Source organism: Rhizobium sp. RHZ01 (assembly GCF_014851595.1).
Lineage (GTDB): Bacteria > Pseudomonadota > Alphaproteobacteria > Rhizobiales > Rhizobiaceae > Rhizobium > Rhizobium altiplani.
The window spans coordinates 231531-249852 of record NZ_JACUZZ010000001.1 but is presented as its reverse complement, the minus strand read 5'-3'; the positions used below and the strand labels follow the sequence as shown (position 1 = coordinate 249852).

Below are 18322 nucleotides of genomic sequence, written 5' to 3'. Positions count from 1 at the left end.
TTACGATTTTCGGCCGCTCGGGTTGGCCTGGAAATGCCTTAGTCATTCCGATCGTAGTGCACGCGAAGTGTCTGAGCCGGCCGATTGCCGTTCAAGAGTTTGTCGAGTTCAGTAGTACGGGATTTGGATAGCCGGACTTTGTCAGCAAACTGCGGCCACCGGTCTACGGCCGTTCGCACCTGCTCTATAACATACCGAGCGTCTTGATCCGAGATCGAAGCCCCTCTGGCGACCGCCAAGAGGTGAGACATGCCAGGGTTTCTACCTTCCCCAGCTATTGCCGCGCTGTGCTCTCCGCCTGGTCCGGACGAAAAGGTAAGATCGTATGCAGGTGCTAATGACCAACGACCATTCCCCATCGTCCGGACATTCTGCCCATATCGGGGACGAAGTCGAGATCCATTACCGCTGGCATGCATTTTATGGTCGGCATGTCCGACGTTACTACGGCGAGCGGCGCAATGGATCGGAAGTCGTCGTTGTCGAGCATGAACCCGGAATAACAACGGCCGTGGACTGGTGGATGCTCGACCGCGCGACCTGTGCCGCGATGACGTTGGGCGAGCCGCTTGTATCGGTGGAAGCGCTGATGGACCTCGATCGGGTACTCAAGGATCGTGGACTCAGGCAAGTCTTTTCGGATGACACAACAGTTATCGAGGAGGCATGTAATGAAAGCACGACAGCACCCCGCCATCGTAAAGCGACCCTGCCAGCTCAGCATGACGTTGGAAACACCCGAGTTGACGCAGATGAACACTGCGGAGCGACAGGCAATGATTCTGCGCCTCGCGCAATTGATCCTGCAGGCGGGTGGGATGAGAATCATGGAGGCGAGCGATGACGAGCGTTGATCTTCCCGCATCGCTGCTAAAGCGGAAGGCCGTGGTTTATGTCCGTCAGTCCACGCCCGCCCAAGTACAACTCAATCGCGAGAGCCAGCGGCGCCAGTATGAACTTGTCGAGGAAGCCCGACGGCGTGGATTTCGAGATGTGGAAGTCATCGATGACGATCTTGGGCGCTCGGCGAGCGGGACCGTCGCGCGACCGGGGTTTGATAAGCTGGTGGCTTGGTTGTGTGCCGGGAACGTTGGCGCCATCCTTTGTCTCGACGCTTCCCGTCTCGCCCGTAACGGCCGAGACTGGCATCACCTCTTGGAACTGTGTGGTCTGGTTGAAGCTCGGGTGATCGATCTCGACGGCGTTTACAATCCTTGCCGTCCGAATGACCGGCTATTGTTGGGCATGAAGGGGAGTATCAGCGAATTCGAGTTAAATATTCTGCGAACGCGCATGTACGAAGCGGTCCGCTCCAAGGCACGGCGAGGAGAACTGCGTATCGGCGTGCCCATTGGATATATCTGGCATCGCGAGATCGGCCTTGGCCTGGATCCTGACGCTCGCGTCCAGGAGGCAGTGCGGCAGATATTCAGCCGTTTTCGCCAATTGGGAAGCGCTCGTCAGGCCCATCTGGCGCTGCATCGCGAAGGCATGCATTTCCCTCGTCCATCGGATGGCAGGAAACTGACGGCGCTCGACTGGACGCCGATCCGCTATCGCAATGTAATCTCGGTACTGAAGAACCCATTTTATGCTGGAGCTTACGCCTATGGCAAAAGCAAGAGCAGAACCGAAGTCGTCGACGGCCGCCCCTACAAGACCTACGGTCACCTTCTGCCACTCAACGAATATGATGTCCTTTTGAAGGATCACCATGAAGGTTACATCGACTGGGGAATATACGAGCGTAATCAGAAGTTACTTGCCATCAATGCATATGGTCAACGCGATGGAGCCAAGTCTGGGCGAGGCGGCCGATCTCTGTTGATCGGATTGATGACCTGCGGCCAATGCGGGCATCGGTTGAGGGTAGCCTATCGAGGACGTTACCCTTATCCTGTCTACCAATGCGTCGGCCGGACGGCTCTCGGACTACCGCGGTGCATGTGCTTTGGCGGCCAGCGGGTCGACACGGCGATTGCGCGCGAGTTGGTGCGGGTTGTGCAGCCGATTGCAATTCAGGCAGCGCTTGTTGCAGAGCGGACGCACATGGAAACTCAACGGGAACAACAGCGCATTCTCGAACTCGAGTTGCAACAAGCTCGTTATGAAGCTTCGCTCGCCGAGCGACGTTACGCGGCGTGCGATCCGGATAACCGCCTGATTGCCGCACAGCTCGAGAAGAACTGGGAGACATCATTACGCCGTGTCGGCGAGTACGAGGCTCGCCTGCAAAACATGAAGATATCCAACTCGGCTACGCCCAATCCCGATTTTACGGGCCTTGCCGAAGATCTCGACGTAGCCTGGTCGTCTTCCAACGTGACGATGCGAACGCGCCAGCAGTTGGTGCGCGCGCTCATAAACGACATTACCGTCAACCTCAATGCGGCTGACAGCGAGATCGTGCTGACGATCCATTGGAAGGGTGGTCGACACTCCACCCTCCGCTTGCGCAAACCACAATCCGGTGAGCATGAATGCGTCACGTCCGATGATGCCTTGGCCATCATTGAGAGTATGGCGAGCCGCTGGTCTGATGAGCACATCGCTGCGACCTTGAATCGGATGGGGCTGCCGACTGCTCAAGGCAAGACCTGGACGGCAAAACGTGTCGGCTCAATCCGGCGCGTGCGTGGAATTCACGCCTATAAATCAGCGGAGAAAGACGGAGAATGGCTGACGCTGACCGAAGCAGCCAAGGCTAATAACGTTACCGCTCATCGTATTCGCAGCCTGATCGCGGCTGGGATACTGCCGGCCCAACAGGTTGTTCCTGGCGCGCCGTACCAAATTAAGGCTTCGGATCTTCGCGGTCCTGACGTCGCGACTGCGATGAGGCGGAAAGGGCGCCCGTGTCAGTCGCCGCCCGAAAGTCAAATTCCAATGTTTACAGACACTTGAAGAGGGGGTGCATAATGAACACAACGTGCCGTCCATAAGGAATGCGTGGTTCTTCGCGTGGTCGTCGCGATTCTTGGCATATACATTGAACACCATGTTTCGAAACATCTTGAGGACTTCTGCGGCGTCGCGGGTCATCATATGGGTAAGCTTGTGAAGTTGCTCATAGTTGAGAGAGGCCTCGCGATGGCTGGCATTCAACAGACCGCTTGCCGTGTGCATGTGAAGCCTACCGGCGGGTATCCTGTCAAAACGCTTCGTCGCAAAAAGCCGCCTTCCCTTCCGGGTGTCGAATAGCTGGGTGTCGGCCATCTCCAGCCCTGCAGCTGCCGCCATGAGCGCATAGGCTTTTTCTTCGGCACCGATCTCCCCCGGATCGCTAGAACTGGGCGCTTTGACCATCCATCTTTCAAATCCCGGATCCAACGGCCGGCCGTAGTCCAAAACGCAGGTATTCTCGGCCTTGTTGAAGGCGATCATAATCTTTGGTCGTGCACCTGCGGATCCACCTTGCGCGCCCTGCAAGCTATCGATGTCAGCGACGTCCATTTCTGTCTGTACCAACTCCACTTGATCAGCGAACCAGTCGAGGTCAGCGTCGGTCGGTTGTTTCAGATCGTCCGGCAAATCGGGAACGTATGTCAGCGCACCCATTCCCGTTCTTCCCACTGCCGAGAGACGGTCGATAGGAGTGAGCTGCGTATAGTCGATGCCCGCTCGCTGGAGACGGCGGTCAAGCAATAGACGACCCCAACCATCAGGCAGGCTGTCGTTGAAGAGCCCATGGAGCCCGTCAAACGGATCGCGAGGCGCTGCAATCAATCCAGTGGCGGCCACCATATGGAATGGTGAAATCAAAAGGGGTGCTGCGAGAAACTCTGCCGAGTACTCGAAGTAGGCCCTCCGTTCCTTGCCGCTCCAAGCGAGCGTGCCGAGCTTCTTCTCATTCCCTTCGAGATTCAGATAGACGTTCATCCGCTGGACTGGTTTGAACTTCATTTCCTGCGCACCCGCTGCCTAAGAGGACGATCAACGACATCATCGATATTCTGCGGCGGCCGACTCGGAAACAATCGCTCGAACTCAGCCTCGGCCTCAAGGGCGAAGGCAATTTTCACGAGACTCTCGAGGGAGATTTTTCCACTTTCTTCAAATAGTCTCAACGACCCGTACGAGACATTCGATCTTGCCGCCAGTTCCCGCTGGGTCAGTCCGTGCTCGATCCGCCGGCGCTTCATTCTTTCCGCCAAGCCTCGAATAACTTCCACCGGGGACGACATGTTAAATGTGAACATATTATCACCTAATCGCGTTATTGGGAAGTTAATGCCAATATAATAGCATTTAAATATATTGCAAGTCGATGATCTAATCGATCGCCCTGGTATGGTCCGCCGGATGTTCAGGATCATCCGAATACGACACCGTTCAGTTCGCCGATCCTGACGAGATTCCGTCGTATCGCGATCCTACAGGCAATTGAACATGGTCTCCGACAACCTGCCGTCCGTCATTCCGCTCCGGCAGCCGTCGAGTTGATCCTCAACTCGACCTCGGCTGTGCGCTGTGCTGGAAAATACCAAAATGCGGAATGCGGCAGCGCACACATATCGACGCCGGCACGCCTGTGTGTGCCACGGAAGGTCAACGAGCAAATAGTGTCGCTCGCGCTACCAAACCGGAAACGGATCTTCGAGTGCGGACCAGTCTTGCGGATCCGCACTGGCCAGACACTCGTCCAACGCGCCGCGAACGCCTGTCTCATCCATGCCCACACCGATGAACACCAGCTCCTGCCGACGATCACCCCAGGCGCTGTCCCATTGGCTCTCCAGACGCTCACGAAACTGCGGATGGACAGGCCAATCTTGCCAGGGCACCGCCGCCCACCAGAGCCCCATCGGTTCGCAGCGCCGCTGCACTCCGGCAGCCGACAGCAGGCCCACATGACGCGGGCGCGTGGCAAGCCAGAAATGGCCCTTTGCGCGAATGACGCCCGCCCAGGGCTCATCCAGGAATGCGCGAAATCGCATGGGATCGAAGGGACGCCTTGTCCTGTATACAAAGCTCGACACGCCATATTCCTCCGTCTCTGGAACATGGGTGCCCGGGCTGTACAGCTCCTTGTGCCACAACGGGTGGGCGGCTGCCTTTGCCTCATCGAAGCGGCCGGTGTTGAGAACGGTCGCGAGAGGAATCCTGCCGAAATCCGTCTCCACCTGGAGCGCATCAGGATTGAGTGCCGCAACCACCCTGCGGACCTCGGTGCGAACGTCCTCGGTCGTGTCCGAGACCTTGTTGATTACCACGACGTCGGCAAATTCGATCTGGTCGACCAAGAGGTCAATAAAGGTTCGCCGGTCCTGGCTGTCACGCTCCAGGCCACGATCACGGAGCAGGTCTGCGCTGCTGTAGTCGGCAAGAAGGCTTGCCGCGTCGACGACAGTGATCATCGTGTCAAGTTTCGCAAAATCGGATAGGGAGATCCCGTTTTCGTCGCGGAACGAAAAGGTTGCGGCGATGGGGCGTGGCTCAGCAATCCCAGTCCCCTCGATCAACAGATAGTCGTATCGCCCTTCCTCGGCCAGTCGCCGCACTTCCGTCAACAGGTCGTCGCGCAGGGTGCAGCATATGCAACCATTGCTCAGCTCAACCAATGTTTCCGTCGTATGCGACAGGTTGGAGCCGCCATCTCGAATGAGGCTGGCGTCTATGTTCACTTCGCTCATGTCGTTGACAATGACGGCGACCCGCAAGCCCTCGCGGTTGGCCAGCACATGATTGAGGAGTGCCGTCTTGCCAGCCCCGAGAAAACCGGCAAGCACTGTCACCGGCAGCCTCTTTGTTCCTTCCATCGGCATCCTTTCGATGTCGGCATTTGCGACGACGGCTTGCCGCGGCAAGAACCTGCATTGCATTCATTGCATCTGAAGTCGGCCTGTCACTTCGGCCGCCTCATCACGCTGCGAGTTGTGGCCGGAAGACCACGTCGGCCCAGTAGTTCGCCGAATCAAAGGTGCTGGTCGGGAAGAGACCCGCGGTCGCGGACCCGCCATAGCTATAGACGCCGTTCCCACCCGCGGCGGCACTTGAGAGGGCCGTCAGAGGACCGTTCGTGACGCCGCTGGTGAAAAAGCCGTCGGTTGCCACATACGCACCGGTCGTATGGTAGGACGCCACATAGGTCGTGTTGGCGGTGATGGTGACCGGCGTTGCGAAGTTCACCGTCTGCCAGCCGCTCCCGGTGGTGCCGGAATAGGTGGCAGTGGCGAGCTTGGTGCCTCCGGTCGTCCACAGGTCGACGACGTTCTGGCCATTGTCGTTGGCGCTGCGGTAGAACTTGATACCGGTGATATCACCGGCAACATTCGCCTGGAACTTGACGCCGAGTTCGATCTGCTGGCCATCGTTGAGGTTCGTCTGGGCCGGCGTGCTGGTGGCACTGAACAGGCTGTAGGTGGTGGGGGCTGCGGCCGTATTGATGCTGAAGGTCTCGCTGGTGGCGAGGCCGGCAATGTCGGTTGCCGTCACCTTGATGTCTGACGTGCCTGATGTCGTCGGCGTACCGCTGAAGGTGCGCGTCGAGGCATTGAAGCTCAGCCAGGTGGGAAGTGCCGTGCCGTCGGCAGAGGTTGCCGTGTAGGTCAGCGTTTCGCCGCTGTCGACATCGGTGAAGGTGCCGGCCGGCAGCACGAAGGAGAAGGCGGTGCCGGCCGTGGCATTCTGGGTGGCGGTCTGGGCCGCCAGAACAGGGGCGTCGTCGGCGCCGTGGATGGTGATCGTCAGTGAGGCCGTGGCGGTGGCGCCGGCGGCGTCACGCATGGTGTAGCTGAAGACCTCGTTCAGCGTGTTGGTCGATTGCCGCAGCGCCTGCACCGCGGAGTTGGTCTCGTTGATCGTGTAGCTATAGGCGCCCGTCGCATCGATCAGCAGGCTGCCATAGGTGCCGGCAAGTGCGGTGCCGAGCGTGCCTGTCGTCGCGCCGAAGCTGACCGCCGTGACGGTCTTGGTATCGCCGGAATCTGGATCGGTGTCGTTGGTCAGCACGTTGCCGCTGGCGACAGAACCGCCCGAACCATTGGCAACGCCACCCTTCTCGGTCGCATCGCCAGCGTCGGCAACCGCCGTCGGCGTCGTGTTGCCCGCTATCGTCGTGGTAATATTGAAAGTCTCGCTGGTGGCAAGGCCGGCAATGTCGGTTGCCGTCACCTTGATGCCTGAGGTGCCTGTTGCCGTCGGCGTACCGCTGAAGGTCTGCGTCGCGGCGTTGAAGCTCAGCCAGGTGGGAAGAACCGAGCCGTCGGCAGAGGTTGCCGTGTAGGTGAGCGTTTCGCCGCTGTCGACATCGGTGAAAGTGCCGGCCGGTAACGCGAACGAGAAGGCGGTGTTGACGGTGGCATTCTGGGTGGCGGTCTGGACCGCCAGAACAGGCGCGTCGTCGGCGCCGTGGATGGTGATCGTCAACGCGGCCGTGGCGGTGGCGCCGGCGGCATCACGCATGGTGTAGTTGAAGATCTCGCTCAGCGTGTTGGTCGACAGCCGCAGCGCCTGCACCGTGGAGTTGGCCTCGTTGATCGTATAGCTATAGGCGCCCGAGGCCGCGAGGACGAGACTGCCATAGGCACCGGCAAGTGCGGTGCCGAGCGTGCCTGCTGTCGCGCCGAAGCTGACGGCCGTGACCGTCTTGGTATCGCCGGAATCTGGATCGGTGTCGTTGGTCAGCACATTGCCGCTGGCAACCACGCCGCCCGAGCCATTGGCAACACCGCCCTTCTCGGTCGCATCCCCCGCATCGGCAACCGCCGTCGGCACCGTGTTGTTTGACGGGTTGAACATCACGTCGACCCAATAATTCTCCCCTTGGTAGGTGCTCGTGGGATACAGGCTGGTGCTGCCGTAGCGATAGACGCCGTTGCCGCTTGCAGGCGCGGTCAATGGGCCACTCGTCACGGCGGATGTGAAGTAGTTGGTGGTGCTCGAGTAGCGACCGGTATCCGTGTGGTAGGACGCGGTGTAAATTTGCCCCGGCGTCAACGTCACCGGACTGGAGAAATAGGCCGTCTGCCAGCCGCTCACGGTCTCGTTCGTGAAGGTGAGGGTCGCGAGCTGCGTACCCGTGCTCGACCATAGAGAGCCGGTATGCGTGCCCGTGTTGTCGGTGCTCTTGTAAAAGCGAATGCCGCTGACAGTACCGGCCACGGAGGTCTGGAAGCGGACGCCTAGCTCGACGGCTGCGTTGTCGTTGGTGCTGGCGACCACTGGTGTCGTGGCACCAAAAAGCGATGTGAACGAAGGGCCACTGACAGTGACCGTGCGCCCCGCCGAGGGGGTTTCGAGGTTGATGCTGTCGTCGACAGCGCGGGAGCGGATGGTGTAGGTACCGGCGACCTGGGGAGACCAGCTATAGGTCCAGCTCTCGTCCCCCGTGGCCGGGTGCCAGCTCGCGCCGTTGTCGGTCGAGACCTCGACGGCCGCGATGACCCCGCCGCCCGTGTCGGTGGCGGTGCCAGAAATCGTGATCGTCGTGCCAACGGTGGCCGTAGCCGGGACCGAGATGACGGAGGTCGGTGCGGTATGGTCCGTCGACGTTGTTGTCGCGATGAGCCCGGACTGCAGCGTTCCCGGCTGAATGCCCATGTCGGCGAACAGGTTCACCATGGCCTGTTGCACTCGGGGGTCGGTGGGAGTCACCTCCTTGTCGTGATTGTCGCTGAGGCCCCAGGTCCAGTAGACAGTGCCGGCACCAAACACCAGCGCACCACTTGGCGCGCGATAGAGCGTCAGATTGTGGGTCGAGGTACCGTTGCCGGTCGTGTTTCCATAGTCGAGCAGGTAGGAGCTGACATTCAACGTCGTCGACGACAACTTTACCAGGCCGGCTGGATCGAAGCCGTTATCGGGTGAGTCGTCCCATTCATACCCGAGGTAGTTCTTTGTGAGTGTCGCGGTCTGTCCGGGCTGAAGGTTGGCAACACTCGTATTGCGCCAGAATCGCAGGTTGGCGTCATCATAGGGAATGGTAATCGACTGCAGGTTCGTGCCGACATCGTCGACCTTGAACAACTGGCCGGTCAGCGAATTTTCCGGATTTCCCCCGCCGATAGCGGGCGGGCTGAGGCGCGGGTCGCGGAAGGTGCCTGTCCATTGGTCGGAGGGGTCGATGCTGGCGCCAGGTGACCATGTCTCCTTGTAGGAAATCAGGGTACGGTACGGGGTGGCATCACTGCTATAACTGTTGCCCCAACGGGTACGCCAGTAAACCTCGTTACCGCTCCAGAACTCCAGATTGACGCCAGCGTCGCGTGCTGCCTCGACATTTGCCCGTTGCTGTCCAGACCAATATTCGTCATGCCCGGCGTCCACATACACTTTATGGTTTAGAAGCAGACTGCCGTAGCGGTCGACATCGACGCCCGACAGGTAAGACACATCGTAGCCGTTCTGTTCCAGCCAGTAGATCCCGGCATACTCTGCGCCGAACAGATAGTCCTGTGGCCCAGCATATGTGCCAACCCCGCCACGGGTCGCGATCGGCCTGTTGTAACTGACAGCATAGGCGCGACCGGCACCCTGCCCCGTCGCGGGGCCATTGCCGCCGTAGAAATTTGCGCCGCCCCAGCCATTATAGGCCTGCCAGGTCTCGTCCGCGGTCTGGAAGACGATATCGCTGTGACTGTCATCATCGCGTACGATGAAGGGGATGTGGTTTTCGCCGAAGGTGCCGTCCTGACGCACGAGCTTGGCGATGTAGACGCCTGAGACGGCGTCCTCTGGCACGGTCCACGACGCCGAGACTGCCCAGTTGCCGGCATCCACCGTGCCGGTCGAGGCATTGCGCAGCGGATCGGGCTGGTTCTGCAATCCGGTGTGCTGCAGAGTGGCGACCTTGCGCGCGCCCATGCCGCCATAATAGCCGAGCCTGTAGATATCGATCCGATAGTTGGTGGAATCCGTATCGATCTTGAAGCTGATCGTCTTGCCGTTGTCGACGCTGATGTCGGTCGCGAACCCCTCGATGTTGGAGCTGCCCGCGCCGTCGATGCCCCACTCGCTCTCAGGATTGCCCTGCTTCTGATTTTCCGCCACGATCGCGTTGGCGGCGGCGGCCGTTGCCGCGAGCCCCTGCGTTGCTGCCTTCTGCTGGCCGCCGCCCACCGGTTTGGTTACCGAGCCGGATAGTATGCCGACGCCCTTTGAGGTTGCGCTTCCGGTTCCAATCTCCCCGCCGCCTGGCAATGGCCCGTTCGAAACTGTTGAGCCAGTCCACCTTGCCGTTCCGCGCCAACCTGACAAAGGCGAAAGGTCACGGTTGAGAAGCGGGTCGCTGACCGACGCGCCAAATGTTCCCTTGCCGGTCGGTACATAGTCCGGTCCCTCGGTCAGCCTTGTTCCCGGCAATTGGCCGTCGGGCTGGAGCATACCGCCGCCTTGGGCCCAATCAAGCAGTCGCGTCGGAGACGTATAGTAGCCGCAGCCGCAGACGCCAAACGGCAAGCCAAACGCCAGGAATGAGTGCGATCCGTGAGCACTCGTCTGCGCTGAGGGGGTCGAATCGAGGATGACGACTTTACCGGAAGCGGAGCTGCTCCCCACATGGGTCGAACCTTGCCCGGATGCTGTCTGCGCAGCACCGTTCCGCAGAAAAGGCGCCAGGGGATCCGCAGCCATGAAGCTCGTTCCCGCGCGCGCGCCGTGGAGCGGCCATTTCATGCCAACGGTATTGGCGTGCCTGGCGGAAAGCGAAAAACCCCAATCAGCTGCAAAGGGCTGATGTGCTACAAAGTCGCCGCGTTGAAAGCCGGCTCCGTCGATCGTTGCGAAACCGTCGGCCAGCGACGGCAGCGTGATGTCGTTGTTGACCTGGCCGTGAGCGTCGCAGACCATTCCCGTCGGCCGATCGTTATCTTCATTGAGCGCGATGGTGTTGACGGGACTGTCGGCGGCAGTGCCAGACTTGATCGCATCGGTCGTTTGTGCGGCCAGCGCGAGTTGATAGTTGTTATCTTCCCTATAGGGGGTGTTACGAAGCTTCGCCTTTCGGCCCGCAGCGAACCACCGGGGAGTCAACGAATCCAATAGCATTGAGCGAGATGCCCAACGGAGAGCTTTGCGATGCATGGCATGCCCCCTCGCGAAAATCTATCAATGTGCAGATTGTCGAATGATAGCCGAAGAAGCGCAAAATACCTTGTACGCCTTTCGAGCTAAAATGGGCGATCACCTTTTGGCCAATAAGGACCACGCGCTCTCGCAGGACGGAGAGACCCGTTCCCTGCCGGCCTCGACGATATGCTCTACCAGGCGCAATTTGCCAAAGGGCTGTCCGGAATGCCCGGACAGCCCCTTTATGGCTAGTTTGCAAGCAGATCGTTGACGCGGGTTTCGGCGTCTGTGAGCGCGGCATCGATCTCTTTTTGCCCAGTGATCGCAGAAGCAATCTCTTCGCCGATGATGTCGTTGACCGCGAACTGATGACGAACCTGTGCAGGCAGGGGTTTTGCGACGTTTGCGATGCTGAGGATCGTGGCGCGATGCGGCAGCGCCTTGAACTCCGCTGAATCAATGACCGCCTGCTGAGCCGGCAGGTGACCGGTCCGGGCCCAATCGAAGTTGTGATCGGCCATGAACTTCAGGAACTTACCGATTGCCGCAACCTGCTCCGGGGTCCGATCCTTCTTTGTCATCGCCCAAGAGTGGCCATCCGACCAATAGGCCGGTTCACCACCGAACACCGGCGGATACGGATAGACGGCGTAGCCGTTGGTGAGCGCGTTGTCGGCCTCTTTCGACAGGGCATCGAAGTCACCCACAACCCAGGTACCGTTCAGAAGAACACCACCGTCCCCCTTGGTAAAGCCGGACAGGGATGCAGCATAGTCCTGGTCTTTCGTGGTCAGATCCTGATCGTAGATGTCCTTGAACAGCTGGACGATCTTCTTGGCTTCAGGTGTGTTGAGTTTGACGTGGGTCGGATCTGCGAAGAAGTCGGACTTCATCTGGGTCAGGTAGATATAGAGGGCACGATAGAACGCACCCTTTTCGTTGGCCATGCTCTGAACCAGATAAGGCTTGCCGGTCTTTTCCTTGAACTGCTTGGCCTGTGCGAGCAGTTCATCGGCCGTCTTCGGCAGCACCGGCGTTCCGTCATCATTCACCAGACCCGCCTTGCGGAAATAGTTCATGTTGATGTGCCACAACATGGTGTGGGAATCGATCGGAAGGCCGAATATCTGGCCTTCCTTCGTCACCCCTTCCCGGCCCGCCGCGGTGAAAGTGGAAGAATCCACGCCGGCAGCCTTCAGTACCGCGTCCAGAGGCTCAAGAAGACCCTTCGACTGATAGTCGGACAATACGGATTCATGGATGGTGACGACATCTGGCGGCTCGCCCGATGCCAGCTGCGCCGTCAGCTGGTCGTAACCAGGCCATTCGACGGTGTTCACATTGATCTTGATGTCGGGATTGTCGGCAACGAACTTGTTGATCTGCGACGTGATGATTCCGCACTCGCCTACAGCCTTGCTGACGTCGGTGTTGGTTCCCCAATCGGCGTCGCAGGCTCCGAAGAACCGCTGAACCGTAATCTCGACCGGATCAGCGGCCAGAGCCGGCCACGACGCCATGGTCAGCGTCGCCGCCAGTAAGATATTCCTCATGCCAATCTTCATTGCAATCTCCTCCTATTGCTTGCGAAAATGCGGGTTGAAACCGGATTGTCAGATCATGATCGTCATCGCACTGCGTAACCCGAAACCGCGGTGACGATGTATTTCTGGAAGAACAGGTAGACAGCGAGCGTTGGCAGGCCCGCAAACACAGCCTGAGCCATCAGGAAGCCGAGGCCTTCAGTCTGGGCGAAGTTCATCTGCATGGAAGCAATGCCGGTCGTGATCGTGTACATGTCCTTCTTGGTCGCCGAGATGAGCGGCCACAGATAGTCGTTCCAGGCACCGAGGAAGGTGAACACACCGAGTGTCGCCTGGGCCGGGATGGTAAGGGGTAGAAGAACCGTCCAGAAGATCTTGAAGCGCGACGCGTTGTCGAGCAGTGCTGCCTCATCCAGTTCCTTGGGAATCTCCCGGAAGTACTGCGTCATCAGGAAAACACCGAATGGCGCAGCCAAACCGGGCAGTATCAGGCCAGGATAGGTATTATGCAGTCGCAGCATGCTGAAGATCTGATGACGCGCGACGATCACTGCCTGCTCCGGCACGGCAAGGCCAAACAGAACGATGACAAACAGAATGTCGCGCCCCGGAAACCGTAGCCGCGCGAAACCATAGCCGGCAAGCGACGACAGGATCAGCACACCCAGCGTCATCCCGGACGAAACGATGAGACTGTTCAAGAACCAGCGGAAGACATTGGATCCGCCAAACACGTCTGCGTAGTTCTTGATCGTATACGGAACGTGGAAGACCGAATTCGTATCCAGCTTCAGTTCCGCATTGAGCTTGAACGACAGCCCGACGACCCAAAGGATCGGCAATACCATGATCAGGCCGGCTGCCACGACGCCGAGAAGGATGATCCGGTCTCCCAGGGATTTTCCGACAATGCCGGAGCTCGTGCGGCTCATCGATTTTCTCCCTGCCGGTTGGAAAGGAAGTACTGCAGCATGCCTGCCATCAGGATGATCGCGAACAGGACCTGCGAGGTCGCAGCGCCCATGCCGACATCGAAGCGGGTGAAGGCAACGTCGTAGATGTAAAGGACAATCGGTCTCGAAGCATTGTTGGGACCGCCCTGCGTCATCAGCTGGGCCTGGCCGAATACCTGGAACTGAAGCACGCTTTGAATGATCAGCACGAGCAGGAATGTCCGACGGATCGACGGAAGCGTAATGCGCCACAGCGTCTTCCAGCGCCCGGCATTGTCGAGCGCCGCGGCTTCATAAATCTCGCCCGGCACCTGTTGCAGCGCGGCCAGAAACAGCATCATCGGCAAGCCTACGCCCCACCAGACCGTTGCGATCGCAACGGCCGGAAGCGCAAGACGCGCATTGCTGAGGAAGGTGACCTGCGGCAGACCGAACCAGCCGAAGATATTGGAAAGCAGGCCAATGTCGGGAATGAAGACGATGCGCCATATCAGCGTTACCACTGTAACCGACAGCACGGACGAGGCAAAGAAGACGGCGCGCATCACCGAGGCGAAGCGTGTCTTGCGGTTGAGCGCCAGCGCGAGTGCAAGTCCGAATACCGCGAGAACCGGCACGGTCAAGACAACGAAATAGAGCGTATTCAGAACTGCCCCGCGGAAAATCTTGTCGTTGAAGAGGCGCGTATAGTTTGCAAGCCCCACAAACTTGCCGGGACCGAACAGGTCAGCCTTCGTCAGGCCAAGCCAGAAGCCCCAAAAGAGAGGAATGACGAGCAGGCAGACGAAAACAAGCACGAAAGGCGCAACGAACAAGCCGTTTCGCAATCGGGATTCGTTCATGTGGATGGCCTGGCTCATCACGCTGCCTCTGCGGTGTGATAGCTGCGGCCGGCCGCGTCAAAGAGGTGGGTCCGGCGGCCGTCGAACGTCAGGGCCACGGCTGCGCCTGGCGCGAGTGGGCTGTCTCCTTTGGCTTCTGCCACCAGCAGCGAGTTATCCGCGATGCGAGCATAGACGAGCGTGCGATCCCCCAGCCGCTCGATGACCTCGACAACGGCATCCGTGTCGCCTGTGCCGGATCGCCCGATCGAAATGGCTTCAGCGCGGACACCCATCGTGTAGTCACTGGCCGGCGCCAATTCTTTGATTGGAACCGACGTATGGACAGTCGTTCCGTCGGTTAGGCAAACAAAATCGCGGTCCAGTTTCACGGGCAGGAAGTTCATGGCAGGAGAACCGACGAACTCGGCGACGAAACGTGTCGCAGGTCGTGCATAAATCTCCATTGGTGTGCCGACCTGTTCGATGCGGCGATTGTTCATGACCACGATCCGGTGTGCGAGCGTCATCGCCTCAATCTGGTCATGCGTCACGAAGACCATTGTCGATTTGACGCGGTTGTGAAGCTGCGCCAGCTCGACGCGCGTTCTGACACGAAGTGCCGCATCGAGATTCGACAAGGGCTCGTCGAACAGGAAGGCTTGCGGCTCCTTGACGATCGCGCGGCCGATGGCCACGCGCTGACGCTGACCGCCGGACAATTGCCCCGGTTTGCGATCAAGCAGCTTGTCGAGAACAAGAACCTTTGCCGCCTCCGTTACCCGGCGAACGATTTCCGCTTCGTCGACCCCGATGTTTCGCAAGCCGAAGGCCATGTTGTCGCGCACGCTCATATGGGGGTAGAGCGCATAGTGCTGGAACACCATGGCGATACCGCGCTCGCCCGGCGGCAGATGATCGATGCGCTTGCCGTCGATGCGTATCTCGCCGCCGTCGATGCTCTCCAGCCCGGCAATCATTCGCAGCAAGGTTGATTTTCCGCACCCGGATGGGCCGAGGAAGACCATGAACTCGTTGGAATTGATCGTCAGGGACAGGTTGTCGATGACCTGCACCGCACCGTATTGCTTGCTTATGTTCACCAGTTCGATGAGCGCCACGTATTCCTCCGCTGATTGAGTTCCAGAGCCTGCCGCTTGAGGCCGAGCACCGTTTTCCGCGCCCGCCTCAGCTCGTTCATTTGCTCTGATTGACCGTCGCGATCATGGCATCGAACAAGGCAGCAGCGACCGGATCGGTACCGGCCGGGCCGCTCGTCAACCGGAAGGTCGTTGCAACGAGATTGCCGCGCCCGACACGTCGTTCAGCGATGGTGACCGCGGGTTTGTGGACCCAACCGATGACCAGCCCGCCATGGACCGGTCCGGCATACTCGAAGGTGCGGAAGCCCGTCATGACGTGATGTGGAACGACCTTCTCGAAGGACAGGTCGAGCAACGGGCCACCCGGCAATGAAGCAAACGCACCTTTGCGTCTGATCCAGCTGAAGTTGGCAATCCAGTCGCCACGCCAGAGTGTACCTTCACGTGCGATCAGTCCGATTCCTGGAAGCTGCTGGTCGATACCAACAGGCATATCCCGCTCATCGATGGTCATCTCGCGATAGAGCTTTTCGCCTTCGGGAATGTCCTTGCGCAGATTGCGGTGCGTGGGAATGCTGCCATCGGCGATCACAAGATAGCGTGCCCCGTGGCGCATTGCCTCAATGTCGCTCTCATCAAGGGCATGCGCCAGATTGACCTCCGCTTTATCAGGCTCAGAGACCGGATAGCCCAGTGTCTCTGCAAAAGCGCGAAGCGCCGGATCCTTCGAAGCGATGCTCGGCAGGTTGGCTCGGCCGCGCTTTGCGTACAGCGCGATATCGAGAACATTGGTCGCAAGCCGCCGTCCGTTGGACATGACCTCAAGTTCGATGCGAAGCATGCGATTGACGTCGGTTTCCGGCATTTGCATCGGCACTATGCCGACGCTTGCCACCGCGTTGGCACCCGTTGCCGGCAGTGCCCGCTCGCCGTCCTGCCCGTAGGTCCAGCGGATCGTTGCGCCATCCGGAATGGACGCGCCACCGGTCGCCACCGAGAGATCCACCTCCAGCACTTCGCCGGCGTAGGCAGACCAGGCATTCGGGCGGGCGATCACGACGATGTCGCTATTGATGCTCGCGAAGTCGTCGTGGAAGACACGCGGATTTCTGTTGATGTCGAGAAGGCCGTTTGCCTCCCAATGAACGTCCGTGAATTCGGTGATGACGTAGCCGACGATCTTGGGATGGGCGCGCATCACCTCGATTTCATATTTGAGGTTCGCGAACTGGTACCATTGCGCGGCCTCGATGAACGATCCGAAGTCCTTGAAGACGGTGCCCAGATGGAGCGCGCGGAAGCGCTTTTGAACGCCATGCGGATAGGCGACGCCATCACCCCATGTCGCACCGGTTTCCATCCAGAAGGGCTCGGAACCATCTTGCAGAAGGAGCTTCGAGGGATCGGGCAAGCCCCACACGCCAAACTCGGAGACGATGAGAGGCTCTTCGCCTCGCCACTGCGCATCGCCAAGGCCAGAATAGCTCCACGCTGCGCCCTCGGCGAATTGCCTGGTGATGTCGTCCCACTCTTCGCGTCGTTCCGGAATGGAGCGGTAGTAGTGGTAGTCATTGAGGTCCGACTTCACGTGGAAGTTCGGGAAGCAGGCGGAATTGTCCGAAACAAGACGGCTCGGGTCGAGCGTCTTCAACCAGTCGTAGGTCTCGGCGAGCCACTGGCGATGATCGGCGTTCTCGACGATACGGGTTCCCCAATCCTCATTGATGATCGTCCAGGCGATGATCGACGGGTGATGGCCATCGCGCCTGACGATTCCCTGCATGGTCTCGCGCATTCGCCTGGCCGAGGCATCGCTGAAGGTCTGGACGTTCGGAATTTCGGTCCAGATCAAAAGACCGATACGGTCCGCCACATCGTAGTAGCGCGGGTCGGGAACCTTGATGTGGATGCGCAGCGTATTCAACCCAAGTGCCTTGGCCTTGCGCGCCTGGTCCTCGAGGAACTCAAGCGAAGGCGGCGTGCAGATGCCTTCGGGATAGTAGTCCTGATCAAGTGCGGCACGCATGTAGAGCGGAGCACCGTTGAGGAAGAGCTGGCCGCCCCTGGTCTCTATGGTGCGAAACCCGAATGTAACCGAAGTCGCATCGACGATTGCGTCTGCGACCGAAAGACTGATGTCGGCACGGTAAAGCTGCGGTGCATCAGGCGACCAGGACTTCACCTCGCCAACAACGACGCTCAAGGTGCGACCAGATCCCTTTGCCGCGGCCTCCAGGGCTCCGTCCGGCCCGTAGACAGCAACGCGCACCTCAGCGTCTGCCGCGGATGCGGAAAGGTCCAGATCGAAGCGAACGGCACCCGAGGAAAGGTCTGCCCTTACATCGGCATGCTTGATGTGGCTGGTATCACGCGCCTCCAGCGTCACCGATTGCCATATGCCGCCGAGAGGACCGTACCAGCTTTGCTTGCCATGCGGAATTTCCGAAAAGGGAAACTGCGGGTACCTGGTCGCGTCGGCGCTCGGAAGCGTAACCGAGACCTCGATCTCATTTTCCGCTTTGAGGATGCTGTTCGGAATCGTCAGCGAAAACGGAAGGTAGCCCCCTTCGTGGTTGCCGATAGGCTGACCATTGACCAAGACTTCAGCAAAATAGTTCACCGCGCCGAAGTGAAGGGAGATGTCGCGCTCCGCCCATTCTTGCGGCAGAAAGAACTGTCGACGGTAGCTTGCAGTGCCAAACGCGTCGCGAAGATCGGAAAATTCGGATTGCCAAACGGATGGAACGGAAATCGAGCGCCAGTCGGCATCCCCTTCGAATTTGAACTGCCAGAGGCCGTCGAGTGTCATTCGCTTGCGCGCGTCCTGGGATAGCGGCAAAGCGGGCGTGACAGGGGCGGTCATGTACTCTCTCCCTTGCGAATTATGTTATTAG

10 protein-coding genes and 1 pseudogene are annotated in these 18322 nt (G+C 59.3%); 2 read left to right on the top strand and 9 right to left on the bottom strand.

Annotated features, from left to right (window positions below; translation table 11 throughout):
• The first annotated feature begins 337 nt into the window (after positions 1 to 337).
• On the top strand, positions 338 to 844 hold the full coding sequence (locus IB248_RS01080; protein WP_192240056.1) for a hypothetical protein: 507 nt from the start codon (positions 338 to 340) through the stop codon (positions 842 to 844).
• Complete coding sequence (locus tag IB248_RS01075; protein ID WP_192240055.1) at positions 841 to 2904, top strand: recombinase family protein; 2064 nt, start codon at positions 841 to 843, stop codon at positions 2902 to 2904. The genes IB248_RS01080 and IB248_RS01075 overlap by 4 nt, the downstream gene beginning before the upstream one ends.
• A gap of 36 nt (positions 2905 to 2940) precedes the next feature.
• On the opposite strand, the pseudogene IB248_RS01070 reads toward IB248_RS01075, so the two are convergent.
• The 9 genes and pseudogenes from IB248_RS01070 to IB248_RS01030 all read right to left on the bottom strand — a co-directional run.
• Positions 2941 to 3879: pseudogene (locus tag IB248_RS01070) on the bottom strand (type II toxin-antitoxin system HipA family toxin); the annotation flags it as partial.
• 20 nt (positions 3880 to 3899) lie between these two features.
• Complete coding sequence (locus IB248_RS01065; protein WP_246733570.1) at positions 3900 to 4199, bottom strand: helix-turn-helix transcriptional regulator; 300 nt, start codon at positions 4197 to 4199, stop codon at positions 3900 to 3902.
• Between the two features lie 375 nt (positions 4200 to 4574).
• Positions 4575 to 5759, bottom strand: a complete 1185-nt coding sequence (locus IB248_RS01060; protein WP_192240054.1) for a GTP-binding protein — start codon at positions 5757 to 5759, stop codon at positions 4575 to 4577.
• 103 nt (positions 5760 to 5862) lie between these two features.
• Positions 5863 to 11022, bottom strand: coding sequence for a DUF4082 domain-containing protein (locus tag IB248_RS01055; RefSeq protein ID WP_192240053.1), 5160 nt, complete (start codon positions 11020 to 11022; stop codon positions 5863 to 5865).
• A 233-nt stretch (positions 11023 to 11255) separates the two neighbouring features.
• Entirely contained in the window at positions 11256 to 12572 is a 1317-nt protein-coding gene (locus IB248_RS01050; protein ID WP_113469746.1) for an extracellular solute-binding protein, read from the bottom strand.
• A gap of 62 nt (positions 12573 to 12634) precedes the next feature.
• Positions 12635 to 13483, bottom strand: a complete 849-nt coding sequence (locus IB248_RS01045; protein ID WP_169680087.1) for a carbohydrate ABC transporter permease — start codon at positions 13481 to 13483, stop codon at positions 12635 to 12637.
• The gene (locus IB248_RS01040; RefSeq protein WP_112645083.1) at positions 13480 to 14364 is read right to left on the bottom strand and encodes a sugar ABC transporter permease; all 885 of its coding nucleotides are present in this window, start codon (positions 14362 to 14364) and stop codon (positions 13480 to 13482) included. The genes IB248_RS01045 and IB248_RS01040 overlap by 4 nt, the downstream gene beginning before the upstream one ends.
• Positions 14364 to 15446, bottom strand: a complete 1083-nt coding sequence (gene ugpC, locus IB248_RS01035; RefSeq protein ID WP_192240052.1) for a sn-glycerol-3-phosphate ABC transporter ATP-binding protein UgpC — start codon at positions 15444 to 15446, stop codon at positions 14364 to 14366. Before ugpC ends, IB248_RS01040 begins: the two co-directional genes overlap by 1 nt.
• A 76-nt stretch (positions 15447 to 15522) precedes the next feature.
• Positions 15523 to 18291 (bottom strand): sugar-binding domain-containing protein, encoded by a 2769-nt coding sequence (locus tag IB248_RS01030; RefSeq protein ID WP_192240051.1) that lies wholly within the window; start codon positions 18289 to 18291, stop codon positions 15523 to 15525.
• Between the last annotated feature and the right edge of the window lie 31 nt (positions 18292 to 18322).

Coding starts and splice junctions, on each gene's coding strand:
- IB248_RS01080 (WP_192240056.1), top strand. CDS start 338: ATGACCAACGACCATTCCCCATCGTCCGGACATTCTGCCCATATCGGG.
- IB248_RS01075 (WP_192240055.1), top strand. CDS start 841: ATGACGAGCGTTGATCTTCCCGCATCGCTGCTAAAGCGGAAGGCCGTG.
- IB248_RS01065 (WP_246733570.1), bottom strand. CDS start 4,199: ATGTTCACATTTAACATGTCGTCCCCGGTGGAAGTTATTCGAGGCTTG.
- IB248_RS01060 (WP_192240054.1), bottom strand. CDS start 5,759: ATGGAAGGAACAAAGAGGCTGCCGGTGACAGTGCTTGCCGGTTTTCTC.
- IB248_RS01055 (WP_192240053.1), bottom strand. CDS start 11,022: ATGCATCGCAAAGCTCTCCGTTGGGCATCTCGCTCAATGCTATTGGAT.
- IB248_RS01050 (WP_113469746.1), bottom strand. CDS start 12,572: ATGAAGATTGGCATGAGGAATATCTTACTGGCGGCGACGCTGACCATG.
- IB248_RS01045 (WP_169680087.1), bottom strand. CDS start 13,483: ATGAGCCGCACGAGCTCCGGCATTGTCGGAAAATCCCTGGGAGACCGG.
- IB248_RS01040 (WP_112645083.1), bottom strand. CDS start 14,364: ATGAGCCAGGCCATCCACATGAACGAATCCCGATTGCGAAACGGCTTG.
- IB248_RS01030 (WP_192240051.1), bottom strand. CDS start 18,291: ATGACCGCCCCTGTCACGCCCGCTTTGCCGCTATCCCAGGACGCGCGC.